Source organism: Chitinophaga japonensis (genome assembly GCF_007830125.1).
In the GTDB taxonomy this organism is placed as follows: domain Bacteria; phylum Bacteroidota; class Bacteroidia; order Chitinophagales; family Chitinophagaceae; genus Chitinophaga; species Chitinophaga japonensis.
The window spans coordinates 1,591,103-1,610,828 of the sequence record NZ_VLLG01000002.1; the positions used below are offsets into that span (position 1 = coordinate 1,591,103).

The 19,726-nt window shown below is 53.3% G+C and carries 14 protein-coding genes; 8 read left to right on the plus strand and 6 right to left on the minus strand.

Going from position 1 to position 19,726, the window contains the following annotated elements:
• The first annotated feature begins 2 nt into the window (after positions 1 to 2).
• On the plus strand, positions 3 to 386 hold the full coding sequence (locus tag LX66_RS06480) for a LysM peptidoglycan-binding domain-containing protein (RefSeq protein ID WP_145711069.1): 384 nt from the start codon (positions 3 to 5) through the stop codon (positions 384 to 386).
• Positions 387 to 505: 119 nt separating this feature from the next.
• Here LX66_RS06480 and LX66_RS06485 read toward each other — a convergent pair whose 3' ends face one another.
• The 5 genes from LX66_RS06485 to LX66_RS06505 form a co-directional block, all read right to left on the minus strand.
• Complete coding sequence (locus LX66_RS06485; protein WP_145711071.1) at positions 506 to 1,372, minus strand: lysophospholipid acyltransferase family protein; 867 nt, start codon at positions 1,370 to 1,372, stop codon at positions 506 to 508.
• A gap of 19 nt (positions 1,373 to 1,391) precedes the next feature.
• The gene (gene nadB / locus LX66_RS06490; RefSeq protein ID WP_211366037.1) at positions 1,392 to 2,987 is read right to left on the minus strand and encodes an L-aspartate oxidase; all 1,596 of its coding nucleotides are present in this window, start codon (positions 2,985 to 2,987) and stop codon (positions 1,392 to 1,394) included.
• 24 nt (positions 2,988 to 3,011) lie between these two features.
• Positions 3,012 to 3,689 carry a lysoplasmalogenase gene (locus tag LX66_RS06495; protein WP_145711075.1) on the minus strand — a complete coding sequence of 226 codons (678 nt, stop codon included), beginning with the start codon at positions 3,687 to 3,689 and terminating at the stop codon, positions 3,012 to 3,014.
• Positions 3,690 to 3,754: 65 nt separating this feature from the next.
• On the minus strand, positions 3,755 to 5,092 hold the full coding sequence (locus LX66_RS06500; protein WP_145711077.1) for a sensor histidine kinase: 1,338 nt from the start codon (positions 5,090 to 5,092) through the stop codon (positions 3,755 to 3,757).
• Positions 5,093 to 5,240: 148 nt separating this feature from the next.
• Complete coding sequence (locus LX66_RS06505; protein WP_145711079.1) at positions 5,241 to 6,584, minus strand: sigma-54-dependent transcriptional regulator; 1,344 nt, start codon at positions 6,582 to 6,584, stop codon at positions 5,241 to 5,243.
• 268 nt (positions 6,585 to 6,852) lie between these two features.
• On the opposite strand from LX66_RS06505, the gene LX66_RS06510 reads away from it, so the two are divergent.
• Complete coding sequence (locus LX66_RS06510) at positions 6,853 to 8,100, plus strand: efflux RND transporter periplasmic adaptor subunit (protein ID WP_145711081.1); 1,248 nt, start codon at positions 6,853 to 6,855, stop codon at positions 8,098 to 8,100.
• A 35-nt stretch (positions 8,101 to 8,135) separates the two neighbouring features.
• Here the strand turns inward: LX66_RS06510 and LX66_RS06515 are convergent, their stop codons facing one another.
• The gene (locus LX66_RS06515) at positions 8,136 to 8,498 is read right to left on the minus strand and encodes a four helix bundle protein (protein ID WP_145711083.1); all 363 of its coding nucleotides are present in this window, start codon (positions 8,496 to 8,498) and stop codon (positions 8,136 to 8,138) included.
• A gap of 141 nt (positions 8,499 to 8,639) precedes the next feature.
• Here LX66_RS06515 and LX66_RS06520 point away from each other — a divergent pair, with 141 nt between their 5' ends.
• The 6 genes from LX66_RS06520 (at position 8,640) to LX66_RS06545 (ending at position 19,699) form a co-directional block, all read left to right on the plus strand.
• The gene (locus LX66_RS06520; protein ID WP_145711085.1) at positions 8,640 to 9,329 is read left to right on the plus strand and encodes an ABC transporter ATP-binding protein; all 690 of its coding nucleotides are present in this window, start codon (positions 8,640 to 8,642) and stop codon (positions 9,327 to 9,329) included.
• Positions 9,322 to 11,712: an ABC transporter permease gene (locus LX66_RS06525; RefSeq protein ID WP_145711087.1), complete on the plus strand. Its 2,391-nt coding sequence runs from the start codon at positions 9,322 to 9,324 to the stop codon at positions 11,710 to 11,712. Before LX66_RS06520 ends, LX66_RS06525 begins: the two co-directional genes overlap by 8 nt.
• A 115-nt stretch (positions 11,713 to 11,827) precedes the next feature.
• Complete coding sequence (locus tag LX66_RS06530; protein WP_145711089.1) at positions 11,828 to 14,191, plus strand: ABC transporter permease; 2,364 nt, start codon at positions 11,828 to 11,830, stop codon at positions 14,189 to 14,191.
• Positions 14,192 to 14,212: 21 nt separating this feature from the next.
• Entirely contained in the window at positions 14,213 to 16,591 is a 2,379-nt protein-coding gene (locus tag LX66_RS06535; RefSeq protein ID WP_145711091.1) for an ABC transporter permease, read from the plus strand.
• 14 nt (positions 16,592 to 16,605) lie between these two features.
• Positions 16,606 to 19,026, plus strand: a complete 2,421-nt coding sequence (locus LX66_RS06540) for an ABC transporter permease (RefSeq protein WP_145711092.1) — start codon at positions 16,606 to 16,608, stop codon at positions 19,024 to 19,026.
• 10 nt (positions 19,027 to 19,036) lie between these two features.
• Positions 19,037 to 19,699 (plus strand): ABC transporter ATP-binding protein, encoded by a 663-nt coding sequence (locus LX66_RS06545; RefSeq protein ID WP_145711094.1) that lies wholly within the window; start codon positions 19,037 to 19,039, stop codon positions 19,697 to 19,699.
• The last annotated feature ends 27 nt before the right edge of the window (positions 19,700 to 19,726 follow it).

The following is a 19,726-nucleotide window of genomic DNA, read 5'->3' on the forward strand; positions in this document are numbered from 1 at the left end:
CCATGAGCTTACAGGATAAATATAAACAACTGATAGACCAGGCTGCTAGTGCCGGCATCAGCAATCTGCAGGTGACAGAGCAGGATAATGTACTGTATATAAACGGTACAGCGCCTTCCCCGGCCATCAAGGACCAGTTATGGGATACCTATGAAAAGCTGGACCCTGATATGCGCTCCGCGGATGTGGTGATGAATATCAGTGTTGCCGAAGGGGCAGGCGGCGGCGAGCAAACGTATGAAGTAAAGGCCGGGGACAGCCTGAGCAGGATCGCCAAAAACTATCCCGGGGTAAGCTGGAAAGATATTTTTGAAGCCAATAAGGACCAGATCAAGGATCCTAACCTGATACACCCGGGACAAAAGCTGAAGATACCCGCGGTATGATGGAAAAGTAACGAAAGCAAAAATTAAAAATAAAAAATAGTAGTGCAGTCTTTCAGCAAGAAGACAATTCTTTTTCATGAAAGGCACTTCAAGGTTTTTTATTTTTAATTTTTGCTTCGTTACTTTTCACTTTGCGGATATGCATGCTTCCACCGTTTATGGCTCCACACCCATACCTCCGGCTGCTCCCGGATGTTCTTTTCCAGGAATTGGGCAAATGCTTCGGTGATCTTTCCCTCCGGCTCCTGCAATGGTGATTCAAACTGCAGTTGCAGCTCCGCCTTATAATATCCTCTTTTTACTTTTCGTATGTCCACAAACACTACCGGTATGTTATGCCGGCGGGCCGTCATTTCCGGGCCTTTGTAAAATGCGGTCATCTTGTTCAGGAAGGGGAACCAGTAGCAGCGGCGCGGATCGCTGGGATTCTGGTCGGCTACCAGGGCTATGAGGTACTGTTTGCTCAGCCAGGGCGCCATGCTGTTGCGAATATCATTGGCGGGTATCAGCTTACTGCCCGACTTTTCCCGGAAATGCCGGAAAAGCCGGTCCACCGCTTTGTTGGTAAGGGGCATGTACACCACCAGGAAAGGATAGCGCACGCCCTGTATGCAGAAGAGGTTGGCCCATTCCCAGTTAAAATTGTGGCCCAGGTGCAACTGGCAGCTTTTGCCCTGGCGGTACAGCTCGTGCAGTACGGTGAGGTCGCAGATAAAGCGGCGCTGCAGTTGCCGCCTGCTCATGGTCAGCAGCTTGATGGTCTCTACCATCATATCCGTCAGGTTGCGGTAGTATTTCCGCTCCAGCAGGGTTATCTCTGCGGGCGTCTTCCCGGGAAAGGCCTGTCGCAGGTTGGCCTGCACCACTGCACGCCGGTAGCGGGCTATGTAATATACCAGTAAGTACAGTACATCGCTTAGCCGGTACAGTATCCACAATGGCAGCAGGGAAACGGCGTAAGCCAATATCAGCAGGAGATAATACATTTCCGAAATTAGGGCAAATTTACAATACTATATTCTGCACCAGCTCACTCTTGTACGGGTAGTCTGTATTGTAGTGCAGGCCGCGGCTCTCTTTACGGAAGGCGGCGCCTTTCACAATGAGGTAGCCAACGGTAATGAGGTTGCGCAGCTCGCAGAGCTGGGGCGACACCTCTGTTTTCTGGTACAGCGCCTCCGTTTCCTCGTGCAGGATGTCCAGGCGGCGCATGGCGCGCTGCAAACGCTCATCCGTACGCACAATGCCCACATAGTCGCTCATGATCTGCTTCAGTTCCTTCAGGCTCTGCGTGATCAGGATCATTTCACGCGGGGCGGTAGTGCCCGTGGTATCCCAGTCCGGCACATCGTTCCGGAAGGAGATGCTGTCAATTTTCTTTGCGGCGTCCGTGTAGCAGCGGTGTGCAAATACCATGGCTTCCAGCAGGGAGTTGGAGGCCAGGCGGTTAGCCCCGTGCAGGCCGGTGCTGGCGCACTCGCCGCAGGAATACAGGTTGTTGATGGAGGTGCGGCCCCATTCGTTGGTCTTGATGCCGCCGCAGCTATAGTGGGCGGATGGCGCAATGGGGATCATATCTTTCTTTACGTCAATACCAATGCTCAGGCATTTCTCGTAAATGTTCGGGAAGTGATGGATGAACTTTTCCGTATCCATATGCCGGCAGTCCAGGTACACGTATTCCGTACCGGTGATCTTCATCTCGCTGTCAATAGCCCGGGCCACGATATCACGGGGAGCCAGGGACAGGCGGGGATCGTACTTGTGCATGAATTCCTCGCCGTGAATATTGCGCAGGATGCCGCCATCGCCGCGCACCGCTTCCGTAATGAGGAAAGAATTGTTCACTCCCGGCTGGTACAGCGCTGTGGGATGGAACTGTATGAACTCCATGTTCTCTATCCGGCCCTTGGCGCGGTATACCATGGCCACGCCGTCGCCGGTAGCAATAGCGGGATTGGTGGTGCTGCGGTACACCTGCCCGTTGCCGCCGCTGGCCAGCAGGGTAATGCGGCTCAGTATCTTTTCTATCCGGTTGGTCTGGAGGTTCAGCACGTACACGCCGTAGCATTCAATGTCCAGCGTGCTTTTGGTTACCAGGTAGCCCAGGTGGTGCTGGGTGATCAGGTCTATCACAAAGCAATGGGTGACCAGCTCAATGTTCGGTCTTTTATGGATGGCTGCCAGCAAGGCTCTTTCAATCTCCTTGCCGGTTACATCTTTATGATGGATCACCCTGAACTGGGAGTGGCCGCCTTCCCGTCCCAGGGAATATTCTCCGTCCGGGTTCTTGTCAAAATTGGCGCCCCATTCAATGATCTCGCTTACGCGCTCCGGGCCTTCCTTCACCACTATTTCCACGATGCGGGGATTGCATAGCCCGTCGCCTGCGATCAGCGTATCCTCGATATGTTTTTCAAAGCTGTCGTTCTCCAGGTCGTTCACCACGGCTACCCCGCCCTGTGCGTATTTGGTATTGGTTTCGTCCTCACGCGTTTTGGTAATAACGGTGATCTTCTTATCCGGGCATGCTTCCGCTACTTTTAAGGCATAGGTAAGCCCTGCAATACCCGAACCAATCACTAAAAAGTCTGTTTGCATATTTCTGATGACTAACCATCAAAGTTACACTTTAGTGCGTGAAATCAGATACCTGCCGCTGCCTTCTGTAATAGCCCACTGGGCAAGGCCGTAGGTAAGCATGATCCAGATGCCGGCGGTGGGGAAGGACTGGTAAAAGCGCTGCAGGGCTATCATGGCGTCTGAACCGATAAAAAGAATGGCGCCTCCCACGCAGAACCAGGCCATGGGTTGCTCCCGGAAACGGAAGGCATGCAGGGAGCAGAGGAGGATAAAGGAAATGGCAATGGCATAGATCACTACCGGCACGGTCATGCCGCCCAGGTAGGGGTAGATGAAGAAGAGGAAGGCCAGCACCACGGCCTCCACCAGCAGGATAAGCGGAATTTTGCACAGGGGCCGGGGAGGGTTGGAATACCGCACCTTCAGGAAAAAACCGATGTAAGCCAGGTGCGCCAGCAGGAAGCAGGCCAGCCCGGCCAGGAAATAGCGGTCCCACAGCAGCAGCACATCGCCGGCCCAGGAAAAGAACAGTGCGGTTAGCAACAGGTTGCGGAAAACGGCTGGCTGCAGCGCATGGATGTTTGTCAGCAGGTAAGCGCCCAGCAGGGGAATGAGCAGGGGTTTGGTAAGGTACCGGGTAGTGTCCGCCCCCGCTGCAATGGCCGTAAGATGAATGGCCAGCACCGCGAAGTACAGGAAAAGCCAGGGTTGTTTCTTCATAAATCGGTTTTACACAGGGTTGGTGCGGGTATAAATATAAGAAAAGCTGGCACATGAGCGGCCGGTCAGCGCTTGGCCAGCGTTACGAGGAAAGTGGTGCCCTCGCCATTGCTGCTGCTCACTCTCAACTGCCCCCCGTGCGATTGTATGATCTGCTGGGAGAGGCTCAGGCCGATGCCGCTGCCTTTTTTCTTGGTGGTGTAAAAGGGGATGAAGATCTTGTTCACGGCATCAGCGTCAATACCCGGCCCGTTGTCCGTAATGGCGATGCATACCTGCTGCGGCTCGCTCATATAGGCTTTCACGTGAATGTGCGGCGCCGTGGTGTGCTCCAGCGCATCCATTGCATTCTTGATAAGATTGATCAGCACCATCTGCAGTTGGGCCGTGTCTGCACGGATGTCTACATTTTCCGTGTCCAGGTGGTACTGGTAGTGGATGCCCGCCTGCCGCAGTTCCGGCAGCAGCAGGTTGCTCACGGAGGTAATGAGGGCCCGCAGGTTTACCCGGGTAAACTGGGGCTTGGGCAGGGTGGTATAATCGCGGTAGGCGTTCACAAAGTTCATAATGCCCTTGCTGCGGCTTTCCACGGTTTGCAGCGCCTCCTGCAGGTCGGCAATGGCTTCCGGCTGCTGTGTGTAGGGTGCTATATCCTGCTCCACTATTTCCTGCATGGTGCTGATGAGGGATACGATGGGCGTTACGGAGTTCATGATCTCGTGCCGCAATATTTTGGTCAGGTTCTGCCAGGCTTCCAGCTCTTTTTCCTGCAGCTCCGTGTGAATGTTCTGTATGCTGATCAGCTTTACCAGCCGGCCCTGCAGGCGGATGGTGGCGGCATGTATGGACAGTTGGTGCTCCTGCAGGGTGCGGTACAGTATCTTATGCCCGGAGCGTAATTGCAGCAACAGCTCCGGGAGGCCGGGATGCGTGCTTTTCAGCTCCGAGATGTTGCGCAACCGGTAAATGTTCAGCAGGCGGAAAGCGGAGGGATTGATCAGCTCTATTTGTCCCTCTGCATCAAAGGACAGCATGCCGATGCTGATGTGCTGTACGATGGTGTCAATATATTTCAGGTTGGCCTCTTTCTCTGCCCGGGTTTGGCGGAAGGCTTCCAGTACGGCGTTGAACTGCTGGTTCAGCGCTTTGAAGCTTTTGCCCATTTTGTTGTCCGCACTGAAGCGGATGGAAAAATCCTCGTAGCGGATGGATTCCAGGAAGAGGCTCAGCTTGCGGTTCACCCGGTTCAGGTAATAGTACAGGCTGTAGATCTGTATAGTGGCGAGGATGGCGATGATGATGCCCGGTACCACGCCTGCTATATGCCACAGCCATACGCCGGCTGCTATGGTAACTGTCAGCAGCAGGATGCGCAGGAATATATTTAGGCTGAAACGATTCATGATTGAAAATTCCAAAATCCAAATTCCAAATCCCAATGGGGAAATTCAAATTCCAAACCGGAAAAGTATGTCAAAATTAAAAGCAGGCCGCTTTCTTATTGAAGCATATCCTGTTCCGTTTGGAATTTGGGTTTTGGAATTTGGAATTTTATAAATTATACTTCTCCAGTCTCCGGTACAGGGCGGCCCTGCTCAGGCCCAGCTCCCGGGCGGCCTCCGTGATGTTGCCGTTACATTTCTTCATGGCCTGGGTAATGATGTTGCGCTCCATTTCCTCCAGGTTATAACCTGTGTCCATCTCCTGTTCGCGAGCAGGGCTTTTTACAAATACGTCCTTCGGCATCAGGGATTTGCCCTGTGATAGTATAACGGCCCTTTCAATAGCATGTTGCAGCTCCCGTATATTGCCCGGCCAGTCGTACTGCTGCAGCTCCTGTACCAGGGATTCATGCAGGCTGCTTACCGGCCGCCGGTATTTATCGCGGTACACCTGCAGGAAGTGCTCCGCCAGCGGCAGGATGTCTTCCGTGCGCTCCCGCAGGGGCGGCAGGAATATCTCGATGGTATTGATGCGGTACAGCAGGTCCTGGCGGAACAGGTGCTGGGCCGCCATTTGCTGGATATTGCGGTTGGTGGCGCATATCAGCCTTACATCCACGGGCACGGCCTTGTTGGAGCCCACCCGTGTCACGGAGCGGTTTTGCAGCACGGTGAGCAGCTTGGCCTGGAAGGGAAGGGAGATATTGCCGATCTCGTCCAGGAAAATGGTGCCGCCGGCCGCCTCCTCAAACCGGCCGGTACGGTCTTCCCGGGCATCGGTAAAAGCGCCTTTTACGTGGCCAAACAGCTCGCTCTCGAACAGGGTTTCGCTGATGGCCCCCAGGTCTACGCTTACAAAAGGCGCTTTGCTGCGCAGGGATAACTGGTGAATGTGGCGGGCCAGCATATCCTTGCCGGTGCCGTTCTCGCCCAGTATCAGGATGTTGGCGTCGGTGCCGGCCACCCGCTGGGCCGTGTCCATCACCTGCTGCATGGCGCTGCTGTTGCCGGTAATGAGCTGCCCGTCCGCAGGCGCCGGCTTTTCCTTTTGCGTGGCGGCCCGGTGCTTGTTAAAAGCCGCCTGCATGGTGGCCAGCAGTTTGTCGTTTTCCCAGGGCTTCAGCACAAAATCCGTGGCGCCCGCCTTAATGGCCCGCACGGCCATCTCCACATCCCCGTAGGCGGTAAACAGTACTACGGTGGACTGGGGCTTGATGTCCAGGATGCGGTCCAGCCACTCAAACCCCTCCTTGCCGCTGCTCAGGTCGCGGGTAAAGTTCATATCCAGCAGGATCACATCGTAATCAAAATTGGTGACCATGTAGGGTATCTTCTGGGGGTTGCGCTCAAAATCCACCTGTTCAAAATGGCGTTTCAGCAATAGCCGGGCTGCGCGCAGCACGTCCATATCATCATCTACGATCAGAATTTTTCCGGGAAGCGTTGTTGTCATAATAATCTGGTTCTGCAAACAGTATTCCTGATACGGGCCGCGCGGGCATCAGGCGGTCTGCGGCCGCTACCGGCAATATTAAACAAAGATTTCGTTTTTCGGGCGGCTTTATACGGGCCGTTTAAAAGTGTCCGGAAACGGACAGGGGCTGTCCGGTACGGGACATATTTTAAACGGTTGTTTTTCGGAACCCCTTACTGGTAAAGGTTTTACGGCTTTGGCATATTGGTTGGACTTTCCAGGCAGCCAAATGTTGGAATATCATTTTATGGATAGAAAAATAGAAAAGAAATTCTGGTCGGGAAAACGTATTTTAATGATCAGCGGCGGCACCCTGGTGGCATTGCTGCTGTTATACAACCTGATATTCGCCGATCACCGTTCCAAGCTGAACGTGGAGAAGGATAAGATCACCATCAGCACCGTTACCAAAGGAACCTTCGATCAATATATCGCCGTAACCGCTGTTGTGCAACCCTTAAAGACCATCCGCCTGGATGCTATTGAAGGCGGGTACGTGAGCCGCAAGTACCTGGAAGGCGGCAGCAAGGTGAAAGAGGGCGATTCCATCCTGAGACTGGAAAACCAGCGTATGCAGATGGAATTTATGAACCACGAAACAGAAATGTACCGGCTGATCAATGAACTGCAGAACACCCGGCTGAACCTGAAGCAGAACCGCTTTACCATGGAAAGAACATTGGCGGAGCTGAACTACAAGATAGCCCAGGCAAAGGACTTGTATGACCGCAACAAGCTGCTGGTGGATGAAAAAATAGTGGCCCGGCAGGAGTTTAACAAGAACAAAATGGAATACGAGGGGCTGGTACGGCAGCGCGAAATTGAAATTGAAAGCCAGCAATACCAGGAGGAGAATGCCAGGATACAGATACAGCAACTGGAAGGCACGATTGCCCGCACCCAGCGCAACCTGGAGATGATGAAGGCGAACCTGAACAACCTGGTCGTTCGGGCGCCTATTTCCGGGCAGCTCTCTTCCGTGGATGTGGAAGTAGGCTCCAGCATCACCACGGGCCAGAACATCGGCCAGATCGATGACCTGAGCGGGTTTAAGATGCGCGCGGAAGTGGATGAGCACTATATTTCCCGGGTATTTGCCGGGCTGAAAGCCACCTTTGAATTTGCCGGCAAGTCCTATGAGATGGTGGTGACCAAAGCCTTTCCCGAAGTAACCAATGGCCGCTTTAACGTGGACCTGAACTTTGTAAAGGAAACCCCCGAAGGCATCCGCCGCGGGCAGTCGTCCCCCATACGCCTGGAACTGGGTAAGCCGTCGGAAGCCATCCTGCTGCCGGTAGGCGGTTTCTTCTCCGACACGGGCGGCAACTGGGTGTATGTGCTGGACAACAGCGGAAAGCGCGCCATAAAACGCAACATTTCCCTGGGGCAGAAAAACCCGCAATTCTTTGAAGTGCTGGAAGGGCTGGAGCCCGGCGACCGCGTGATCACTTCATCTTATGAGAACTTCGGGGATAAGGAAGTGTTGGTATTTTAGAAAGGGAGAAAGGAGAAAGGGAGAAGGTAGAAAGGTTATACGAATTTGGTCATGCGCGTTGTAATAAGTTTTTGTAGCATAGAGGAAATAGAGATACTTTTTTTAATAAACATTTGTCCTTTGGATAGATCAATAGCACCAACTTTTATAGCAATGTACAGTTGTGTTCGTAATTCACCGGCGGAACCTTTTGATATTTTAAGGAAACGGATAAACTCCTTGTTAGAGTTGCGTTCAAATCCTTCTGCAATGTTCGAAGGAACGGAAACTGCAGAACGACACAATTGGTCTTTCAAACCAAAATCCTTACAGTTGGCTAAGGATTGGTATATACTGACGGCAAGCTCAAAGCTCTCTTTCCATACAACTAAATCTTCGAACCTTTCAATTTTAGACATAACAAATCCGGATGAAAAGATGGAAGTTAAATATAAAAGTTGGGAAAAGGGGAAAAAGGAAAAGGGAGAAAGGACTTGCAGCGATTCCCTTCTTCCTTTTCCTTTCTTCCTTTTCCCTTTAAAATTTAAAAACCAGACAACATGATAAAAACCGTTAATCTTCAAAAACTATTTACAACCGAAGAAGTGGAAACTACCGCATTGAACGGTATTAATATCGAGATACAGGATGGAGAATTTGTAGCTATCATGGGGCCTTCCGGCTGTGGTAAGTCCACCCTGCTGAATATACTGGGCCTGCTGGATAACCCCAGCGGAGGCGAGTATTATTTCTGGGACAAAGAGGTGGCCCGCATGAGCGAGCGCCAGCGGGCGCAGTTGCGCAAGGGCTCCATCGGCTTCGTGTTCCAGAGCTTTAACCTGATCGATGAGCTGACCGTGTTCGAGAATGTAGAATTGCCCCTCTTATACCTGAAAGTGCCCTCTCACGAAAGAAAACAAAAAGTGGAAGAAGTGCTGGAGCGCATGAACATCATGCACCGCCGCAACCACTTTCCCCAGCAACTGTCCGGCGGCCAGCAGCAAAGGGTGGCCATTGCCCGCGCCGTGGTGGCAAAGCCTAAAATGATCCTGGCGGATGAGCCCACCGGTAACCTGGACAGCACCAACGGCGAGGAAGTAATGAAGCTGCTGCAGGAGCTGAACAATGCCGGCACCACCCTGGTAATGGTGACCCACAGCCCTTACGACGCCGGCTTTGCCCACCGCATCATCAACCTGTTTGACGGCAAAGTGGTGACAGAAAATATCAAAGAACAGTTCCATGTTTAGGAATTACCTGAAAATAGCGTGGCGGAACATTGTAAAGCACAGGTTCTACTCCGCTATCAATATATTCGGCCTCACCGTAGGGATGACCTGCTGTTTCCTGATATTCATGTTCGTCAGGTTTGAGCTGAGCTATGACACCTTTCACCGGAAGGCGGACCAGATCTACCGGGTATCTACAGATGTAAAAACGCCTACGGAGCTGATACGGGCTGCTATTACCTCCGCCCCTATGGGGCCTGCAATGAAAGCGGACTTCCCCGAGGTGTTGAACATGGTCCGGGTCAATGCCGCTTCCTGGCTGATACAGCAGGGCGATAACAAATACCAGGAGGATAAGGTACTGTTGGCGGATTCCTCCTTTTTTGATGTATTCAGCTTCCGCCTGCTGAAGGGGAACGCCGCCAGCGCATTGCGGGCGCCTTTCAGCATTGTACTGACGGAGCGGGCAGCGCACAAGTATTTTGGGGATGCAGACCCTATGGGCAAGTCTTTATTGATAGAAGGTGAATACAGCGCTACCGTTACCGGCATCATGAAGGATGTACCAGCCAACTCTCAATTGGATTTTGACATGCTGGCGTCGATGTCCACGCTAACAAAGGCATTACAGCCGGGTATTGATGAGCAATGGGGCAATTTCGGTATGGGCACTTACGTTGTACTGCCGCCGGGCGCCGATCCCATGCAACTGGAAAGAAAGCTGCCTGCCTTTATGGAAAGCCATATAGGCGATATGATGAAGCGGGGCAGCATGTACTATACGCTGCGCCTGGAGAAGCTGACGGACGTGTACCTTCATTCTACAAGGGAAGCACCGGTAAAGGGCAACCTGTCCAACATTTATATTTTTGCGGTAGTAGCTGCGTTTATCCTGTTCATCGCCATTTTCAATTTTGTAAACCTCGCTACCGCCAAAGCTACGGAGCGGGCTAAGGAAGTGGGGGTACGGAAATCCATCGGCGCTTTTACTTCCCAGCTAACCCTGCAATTTCTGTGCGAAACGATCTTATTAAGCCTGCTGGCCTTTGTGCTGTCGCTGGTGTGCTGCCAGTTGCTGCTGCCCGCATTCAATGCGCTGGTAGGAAAAGAGATAAGGACCTATGTTTTTGACCGCGCCGGCGACCTGTATTATTTCTTTGGCACGGCTGTAGCGGTGGGCCTGCTGGCAGGCGCTTATCCCGCCCTGATACTGGCGGCCTACAAGCCGGCATTGGTGCTGAAGGGCGCTTTTGGCCGCAGTGATAAAGGGCTGTCCCTGCGCAAGTGCCTGGTGGCCATCCAGTTTGTAACCGCTATTATATTGATTGCCGGCGTAACGATCGTATACCGGCAATTGGCCTACATGCACCAGCAACCTTTGGGGTTCAAAAAGGAGCAGATGCTGGTGATGGACTTTACCGGCGTGCGTAACCTGCAAACCTCCTGGCCGGATATGAAGCAACGGATCGCCCGCCTGCCGGGTGTGGAACGCGCCAGCTTTTCTTCCAGCGTACCGGGCGAGGGCCAGTCCAGCGCCTATACCCTGATCGAGAATAAGGCCGGCGATATGCAACCCAGCAATATTAACCTGTACAGTGTGGATTACGATTTTATACAACAATACCAGGTAAAGGTGATAGCGGGGAGGGCTTTTTCACCGGCCTTTGCTTCGGACTCTACCGCTGCCCTGCTGGTGAATGAAGCGGTGGTATCCAGCCTGGGCTACGCCCAGCCGCAGGATATCATTGGCAAGCGCTATTCGCAGTGGGGAAGAGAGGGCCGCATCGTTGGCGTGGTCAGGAACTTCAATTACCGCTCCTTAAGGGCGGAGGTAGAGCCGCTTACGCTCAGGCTGGAGCCGCGTGATTTTGATGTCCTGTCGCTGAATGTATCCACCGCCGGTATTCCCGCTACTTTGTCCGCGCTGGAGCAGGCGTTTACCCAACTGGCGCCGGAAAGGCGGTTCAGCTATTACTTCCTGGACGAAGCATTTGACCGGCAATACCGCACCGACTACCGTTTCGGGCGGCTGATACTGCTTGCCGCCATACTGGCTATTATAATTGCTTCCCTGGGTTTACTGGGGCTGATCTCCTATATCGTTACCCAACGTACCAAAGAAATAGGGATACGCAAGGTATTGGGCGCATCCGTTATAAACCTGCTGCTCCTGCTCTCCAGGGATTTCCTGAAACTGGTCATGATCGCCATGCTCATCGCTACTCCTGTGGCCTGGTATGTGATGCACCGCTGGCTGCAGGATTTTGCTTACCGTATTCATATTGAATGGTGGATGTTCCTGCTTGCGGGATTGGGTGCGGTAGTGGTGGCGATGGTCACGGTAGGCCTGCAGTCTGTGAAAGCGGCGCTGGTGAATCCCGTAAAATCATTAAGAACAGAATAAAAGATACTCAGCCTTATCGAAACGTACATGTTTACGAGTAGAATAACAAGTCAAATGAAGGGGGATGTTTTTACATACCCCACCTTTTTTTTATTAAGCTAAAAGTGGTGCTGCTATGTTTCGGAACTACATAAAAATAGCCTGGCGTAATTTGTGGAAGCGTAAGCTGTTTACAGCCGTGAATATATTGGGGCTTACTACGGGGCTCACCTGTGTGGCCTTTCTTTTTTTATGTGTGCAGCAAATGCTGAGCAAAGACCGGCATCATCAGCACCTGGAACGCTTATACCTGGTGCAGACAGCAGATGCAGGGCAGAATGTATTTCCTTTGCTGGATGTAATGCTGAGAGACTTTCCGCAAGTGGAGAACGGTACCCGGGTCAATAGCTGGGACGCGCCCTGGATAGCTTACAAAAATAAGGAGTTAAGCGAGGCGGTCACTTACGTGGACACCGGCTTTTTTAACACCTTTACCTTCCCGCTGAAATATGGTCATGCAGCCACCGCATTAAAAGATAAGTCCTCTATTGTGCTCTCTTCCGAGGTAGCGGCAAAACTATTCGGCCGTGCCCCCCCCCTGGGCAAAGTAGTTTCCTTTTCCGACAAGCGCCGTTTTACCGTAACCGGGGTGATGCAGCCGGTACCGCCCAATGCTTCCCTGAAGCCGGCTATACTGCTCTGGAACAAGCATCTTACGGACAATCCTGACTTTGCACCGGTGGCGAACTGGTACAATAATTTTACGGGCACCTATGTGTTGTTGCGCCCCGGCGCCAGTATAGCGGCAGTGGAGCAACAATTGCAAAAAGTAGTGGCAGCCCGCTTTGCGGAAGGTGCAAAAGACCGGGTGCTGAACCTGTTGCCGTATAAGGCCTACGCGGAAAAGCACGGCCAGTTGAATTTTGATTTTTACGTGTATGGGCTGAGTTGTATTGCGGTCTTCATTTTGTTGCTGGTAGTCATTAACCTGGTCAACCTGAATATGGCGGTATCTTTCACAAGAGTGCAGGAAGTGGGTATCCGTAAGGTGCTCGGTTCCGGCCGCAGGGGGATACTGGCGCAGTTCTTTACAGAAGTGGGGCTAACGGTAAGCATTTCGCTGCTGCTGGCATGGGGGGCAGCCTTTATGTTGCTGCCGGTACTGAATGACCAGGTGAGCGGCCTGGAGTTGACACTTCCCATGTTGTATTCCCTTCCGTTCCTGGGAATGTGGTTGCTTACAGGCGCATTGCTGACGCTTATAGCAGGCGGCTATCCCGCTGCCTACATCAGTGCGCTTAAGCTGGCCAATGCGGTAAAGGGAAAACTACAGTGCGCTCCCCGCGGCATGTTCAGCCGTCATGCGCTGATTGTAGTGCAGTTTGTTATAGCAGTGGTGTTCATTGCCGGCAGCCTGGTGATGCGCCGGCAGGTGCAGTACATGAAGGAAGGGGATCTAAGGTTCAATAAAGCACAGGTGCTGACGGTGAGCCTGGACCTGGGGTTTAAAGACACTGCATTGGCCCGCAGCGGCATCAATCACCTGATTGCGCAACTGCAGCAGCACACGGCCGTGCAAGGAGTATCTACTTCCCAATCCGTTCCCGGAGAATTCTGGGAGAACTATAACACGTATATTCCCGGCAATGATATAAACAAGGAGGTGTGGATGCGGCAAACCTATATCGACAATGGGTTTGTGCCCACTTTTGGTATCCGCCTGCTGGAGGGAAGGAATTTCTCCCCGGACCTGGCTACAGACAGCAATGCCGTGCTGATCAACCAGGCAGCAATGAAGGCACTCGGCTGGAGTAGTATAGAAAACAAAACATTGCACAGCAAGGGCGGGAGCGAAGCCTTCCCGGTTGTAGGCGTGACGGATGATTATCATTACCGTTCCCTGGCGGGCGCCGTGGAGCCGCTGATCCATTTTTATGGCGGTACCTCCTCCCTGAAGGATGGGTTCCATTACCTGAACATCAGCATACAGCCTAAGCGTGCAGCCGCTGTAGTGGCCATGTTGCGCAAAACGTTCGGCGGGATACCTGCTCACCGGCTATTTTCCTACGCCTTTGCAGACGCAGTATTTAACGAGCAGTACAAGCGCATAGAGGGCATCATTACCCTGGTAAACATCTTTACCACTATCAGCGTGCTGATTGCCTGCGCCGGCATATTTGCCCTGGTGGCGCTGGCGGCGCAGCAGCGCACCCGGGAGATCGGTATCCGCAAGGTGCTGGGCGCCAGTATAGCCGGCATCGTTACCTTGCTGTCCAAAGATTTTATGAAGCTGGTAGGCGTTGCCATCCTGCTGGCGGCTCCGCTTGCCTGGTGGATCATGCACCGCTGGCTGCAGGACTTTGCCTACCGCATCACCATATCCTGGTGGCTGCTGGCAGGCGCGGGAGGGATCGTAGTGCTCATCGCCCTGCTTACGATGGGGCTGCAGTCCGTAAAGGCGGCCCTGATGAATCCCGTAAAAGCATTGAGAACTGAGTAAATCCATATAATCCTGAACCTGATGATCAAAAGCTATCTTAAAATAGCCGTACGCAATCTATACCGGCACAAGCTGTTTTCGCTGATCAACATTTTTGGATTGGCGCTGAGTATGTCTGTAGGGTTGATGGCGATTGTCGGTTTAAGAGAGCAACTAAGTTATGATCGTTTTCACCCCCATCCGGACCGCCTCTACCGGGTAAATAGCCTGGCGACCAACGGAGACGGCAAGCAGTGGAACCTGGCCAGTACCCCCCTGCCGCTGAAAGAATCCCTGGCGGCGGATAGCAGCCTGGTAGCAGGGACAGTACGGCTGTACCCGGCATTGCAGGGCAAGATCAGTTACGGGAGAAATACGGTGAGCCTGAACGGCGCATTTACGGAACCTTCCTTTTTTCGTTTGTTTGGTTTCACATTGGCGGTTGGCAATGCGCACAGTTCACTGGCGTTGCCGAATAGCATTGTATTGAGTAAAGCCACTGCCGCCCGGCTTTTCGGCAATGCGCCTCCCCTGGGAAAAATGGTTACCGTGGCGGGCCTGGGCATTTACCAGGTAACCGGCATTTTGCAGGACAGTCCCGGGAAGACCCTCATTGCATATGATGCGCTGGCCTCCTCTGCCACGGTGCCGCAGCTTGAAAAACAGCATCAGTTGCCGGCGCGGTTGAGTAACTGGAACAGCTTCAATGATGCCTATACCTACGTACTACTGCAATCTAATGCCACGAAGGCTGCATTGGAAAACTTGCTGGCCCGGCAGGCCGCGCTGAACAGCTACTCGAAGCAGGGCAGCCTTACATTCAGCGCACAGCCGGTAAGCCGTATTACGCCTTCCTTTGGCGATGTGGCCAATGAAATGCACGGCGCTACCACCTGGGGCAAGGCATTGGCGGTGCCGGGCATTGCATTTATCATTTTACTCTCCGCCTGTTTTAACTATACCAACCTTTCCATTGCACGTTCGCTTTCCAGGGCAAAGGAGGTAGGTATCCGGAGAACGGCCGGCGCCATGCGCTACCAGATATTTATGCAGTATGTTACAGAGGCGGTCATCGTATCCCTGTTGTCCCTGGTGCTGTCCGTATTGATCCTGCTATGGATGCGGGATTCCGCGGCTTTTAATGCAGACTGGGAATTTGTGCCGCGGCTGTCGGTGGATATGCCTTTGCTACTGGCGCTGTTGTTTTTCGGCCTGTTCACGGGCGTGTTGGCAGGAGGGCTGCCCGCATGGGTAATGGCTTCCTTCAGGCCGGCCGGCATACTGAGGGGGATGGTGCAGGCAAAGTTGTGGGGCGGCGTGCACCTTCGGAAATCACTGATCGTATTCCAGTTCGCTACATCACTGATCATCATCATTTTCCTGTGGGCCTTTTACCGGCAATTCTCCCATATGTCCGCGGCAGATCCCGGTTTCAGGAAAGAGCAGGTGCTGGCGGTTTCCCTGCAGGGCGCCGATCCGGAGCTGCTGGCTGGTGAAATATCCCGTTTGAGCGGTGTGGAAAGCATAGCCCCCGTATCCGGCAGTTTTGGCCACCGGGCTACCGGCAGCGCCGCTGTTGTACAGCACAAGGGCGACCAGCCGGTCCACTTCAACTATTACTATACCGGGCCGGACATCCTGTTCACCATGCAACTGACCTTGCTGGCCGGCCGGCCGCTGGCGGAAGAAAGAGAGCAGGCATCGTCCGTGCTGCTGAATGAAACGGCCGTTAAAGCATTAAACTTCAAAAGCAACGAGGCCGCCATCGGGGAAAGTATATGGATAAACGATAGCAGCCGGCTGCAGGTAAGCGGCGTAGTAAAGGATTTTCATTACGAAAGTATGGCCGTTCCCGTGAGGCCGCTGGTGCTGCGCACCGGTAAAGCGTACTACAGTTACCTGGACGTCAGCATACGCGGAAATAAGGCACAGTGCCTGCAGCAGGTGCAGGACATCTGGAAAAAGGTGCAGCCCTCCCAGCCATTTACCGCTTACTGGCTGGATGAAGAGATGCACAGCAGGTACGCGCAGCGCTCGGCCATCACCGCTATGGGATACCTGTCCTTTATATCCGTTTTTATCGCCGCGCTGGGACTACTGGCGCTGGTTACCTATTCCGTGGAAACCCGGCGTAAGGAACTGGGTATCCGCAAAGTAATGGGAGCAGGCGTCGGTCTGCTGGCCCTGCTGCTGACCCGGGGATTTCTGAAACTGCTGATGATAGCAGCGGCTATCGCAGTTCCGGCAGGATACCTGCTGGGCGCATTGTTCCTGCAGAATTTTGCCTACCGGGCCCCTTTCGGGATCGGGAACGCTTTGCTGTGTACATTGTTGCTGTGGGCGGTAGCGCTCGTGGCGATTGTGCCGCAGGTGTTGCGGGCGGCATTATCCAATCCCATAAAAGCATTGAGAACTGAATAACTAAAATAAGCGCTATGTTCCGCAACTACCTGAAAATAGCCTGGCGTAACCTGTGGAAGTCGAGGCTGCTCACTGCTGTGAACATCCTGGGCCTGGCAGTGGCCTTTACCGCCAGCATACTGCTGGTATTAACGGCAGCACGCGAGTTTTCTTTTGATCAGTTTCATGATCATAAGCAACAGTTGCAGCAGCTATATATATCCGTGCATCATGTGCAGGGAACGGAAGAACGCTCCAACCTGCCGATGCCGCTTACGCCCGCCCTCAAGCAGGAGTTCCCGGAAGTAAAGGCGGCCAGCCGCTTTATGGATGCCAGCGGTATGGTGCGCTATCGCGATAAAATGTACGGATCGGATGTAATGGGAGTAGACCCGGATTTCCTGCGCATGTTTTCCTTTCCGCTGCTAAGCGGGGAAAAGCAGCAGCCCTTGCGCAGCTTGAGTAATGTGGTGATCACGGAAAGGATGGCCCGGAAAATATTCGGGTCGGCAGAGCCGGTAGGGCAGTCCCTGGAAATGTACCTGGAAGGCAGGTGGAAGACCTTTATAGTGAGCGCAGTGGCGGAAGATGTGCCGGACAATTCCAGCCTGGAGTTTGACATGCTGTGCCGTTTTGAGCACGTGCCGGCTTACGCCGACCAGAAAGATGCCTGGAACAGCAGCACTCATGAGGTGTTTGTACAGTTGTCCGACCAGGCTACTGCAGCGGCGTTTGAACGGCGCGCCAAAACATTCGTCAATAAATATTTCGCGGAAGGTATCCGTAACCTGCAGCGGGACGGCGCCGTTCCCGGGAAGGATGGAGCGCTCATCGGCCTGCACCTGATGCCGCTGACCGATATACATTTCAACAGCATCAGTTCTTCCGGCGGCGCTATCAGCAGGTTCTATCCTTACATGCTGCTGCTGATCGGTATTTTTATATTGTTCATCGCCTGCGTCAATTTTATGAACCTGACCATTGCCGGGGCCTTCAGCCGCTCCCGGGAAATAGGTATGCGCAAAATACTGGGTGCTTTCAGAGGGCAGGTGATCATGCAACTGTGGGGCGAGGCCGTACTGGTATGCGGGCTGGCCCTGCTGGCAGGTATGGCGATGGCTTATTTCCTGCTGCCCGGGTACAATGCGCTGTTCAGCAACCGGCTCAGCCTGAACCTGCTGAGGCAGCCATGGCTGCTACCGGGATTGTTCCTGGTCTTTGTGCTGGTGACGCTGGTGGCCGGCGGCTACCCCGCGCTCATGATCGCCCGCCTCAATACTATCAAGGTACTGAAAGGGAGCCTGCTTACGGGCAGGTCCAACCGCGTGCGCAATGTACTGATCGTTACCCAGTTTGTGATCTCCTCCCTGCTGATATGCTGCACGCTCATTGCCTGGCAGCAATTGAACTATCTCCGTAAAAAACCGTTGGGCTACAGTAAAGAGCAGGTGATCAGCATTCCGGTGCCTTACAATGTAGATGCGGAGCTGGCCCTGACACGCATGCGGAACCAGCTCTCCGGCCATGCCGGCATCCTGGCGGTTACCGGCACGGATATTAATATGGGCCGCGGCCGGGATGGCTCTTCCGCTACCTCGATCGTATCATTTGATTACAAGGGCCGGGAAGTGCGGTCCCACTGGCTGCGGGTGGACTATGATTATGTAGGCGCAATGGGGCTGCAACTGGTGGCCGGCCGGGATTTTTCCCGGGCCTACGGCACGGACTCCAGCGCGCTGCTGATCAATGAGAAAATGGCGGCGCAACTGGGCGGCATGGAGGCTGCGCTGGGCGCACTGTTGCCGGTAGAGGACAGCGCACATCCCCAGCAGGTGATCGGTATCGTAAAAGATTTTAACTTTAAATCCCTGAAAGAGGAAATAGGCCCGCTTACCTTGAATATAAATAAGGAATGGCCCCTGCAATACATATTTGTAAAAGTAGCTGCCGGCAACCTGCCCGGCTATATGAACCTGGTAAAGCAGCAGTGGCAGGCCCTGTACCCCGGCAGCAGCACTGATCCTTCTTTCCTGGATGAGAATACAGACCGCCAGTACCGCAGGGAGCAGCGTTTTTCCGGTATATTCATCAGCGCCGCCGTACTGGCCATTATTATTTCTTGTATGGGGTTGTTTGCCATCTCGGTGCTGATCATGACCCGGCGTACCCGGGAAGTGGGGGTGCGCAAGGTCCTGGGCGCCAGTGTAGCAGGCATCGTTACCCTGCTGTCAAAAGATTTTGTGAAGCTGGTACTGCTGTCGGTAATGATCGCCAGCCCGGTAGCCTGGTATATTATGGAGCAATGGCTGCAGCATTACGCCTACCGTATCCCGGTGAATATAGGCGTGTTTCTCCTGGCCGGCGCCATTGCGCTGCTGGTAGCCGTTATCACGGTCAGTATCCAGTCGGTGCGGGCCGCGTTAATGAACCCGGTAAAGTCTATCAGAACGGAATAAAATACAAGCTATGATACAATTAAAACATATTTCAAAGCATTACCCGGTTGGATTTGGTAAAAATGCAGTACTGGATGATATAGACCTAACCATACATGCAGGCGAGTTTGTATCCATTATGGGCCCGTCCGGATCTGGAAAATCTACCCTGCTGCATATCCTGGGGCTGCTGGAAGAGCCGTCTGGCGGAGAATACCTGTTTGAAGGGGAGCCGGTGCATAAAATGAGCGAGAAAAAACGCACCCAGTTGCACCGGGGCAGTATTGGCTTTGTATTTCAGGCCTATCACCTGATCGATGAGCTGACCGTTTATGAAAATATAGAAACCCCACTATTGTATAAGAACGTGCCCTCCTCAGAACGTAAAAGCCGGGTGGCCGATGTGCTGGACCGCTTTAACATTGTGGCCAAAAAAGATCTCTTTCCCAACCAGCTTTCCGGCGGCCAGCAGCAGTTGGTAGGCATTGCCAGGGCCATTGTGGCGGAGCCGCGGGTGATCTTCGCGGACGAGCCTACGGGGAACCTGCATTCCGACCAGGCCCGGGTGATCATGCAACTGTTCAAGCACCTCAATGAAACCGACAAGATCACTATTGTGCAGGTAACGCACTCCGAACAAAACGCAGCTTTCGGGCACCGGGTCATAGAGATCAGGGACGGAAAGATCCGGTGATTCGCCTCGTAAACATGCAATAAACCG

Coding starts and splice junctions, on each gene's coding strand:
- LX66_RS06480 (WP_145711069.1), top strand. CDS start 3: ATGAGCTTACAGGATAAATATAAACAACTGATAGACCAGGCTGCTAGT.
- LX66_RS06485 (WP_145711071.1), bottom strand. CDS start 1,372: ATGTATTATCTCCTGCTGATATTGGCTTACGCCGTTTCCCTGCTGCCA.
- nadB (WP_211366037.1), bottom strand. CDS start 2,987: ATGCAAACAGACTTTTTAGTGATTGGTTCGGGTATTGCAGGGCTTACC.
- LX66_RS06495 (WP_145711075.1), bottom strand. CDS start 3,689: ATGAAGAAACAACCCTGGCTTTTCCTGTACTTCGCGGTGCTGGCCATT.
- LX66_RS06500 (WP_145711077.1), bottom strand. CDS start 5,092: ATGAATCGTTTCAGCCTAAATATATTCCTGCGCATCCTGCTGCTGACA.
- LX66_RS06505 (WP_145711079.1), bottom strand. CDS start 6,584: ATGACAACAACGCTTCCCGGAAAAATTCTGATCGTAGATGATGATATG.
- LX66_RS06510 (WP_145711081.1), top strand. CDS start 6,853: ATGGATAGAAAAATAGAAAAGAAATTCTGGTCGGGAAAACGTATTTTA.
- LX66_RS06515 (WP_145711083.1), bottom strand. CDS start 8,498: ATGTCTAAAATTGAAAGGTTCGAAGATTTAGTTGTATGGAAAGAGAGC.
- LX66_RS06520 (WP_145711085.1), top strand. CDS start 8,640: ATGATAAAAACCGTTAATCTTCAAAAACTATTTACAACCGAAGAAGTG.
- LX66_RS06525 (WP_145711087.1), top strand. CDS start 9,322: ATGTTTAGGAATTACCTGAAAATAGCGTGGCGGAACATTGTAAAGCAC.
- LX66_RS06530 (WP_145711089.1), top strand. CDS start 11,828: ATGTTTCGGAACTACATAAAAATAGCCTGGCGTAATTTGTGGAAGCGT.
- LX66_RS06535 (WP_145711091.1), top strand. CDS start 14,213: ATGATCAAAAGCTATCTTAAAATAGCCGTACGCAATCTATACCGGCAC.
- LX66_RS06540 (WP_145711092.1), top strand. CDS start 16,606: ATGTTCCGCAACTACCTGAAAATAGCCTGGCGTAACCTGTGGAAGTCG.
- LX66_RS06545 (WP_145711094.1), top strand. CDS start 19,037: ATGATACAATTAAAACATATTTCAAAGCATTACCCGGTTGGATTTGGT.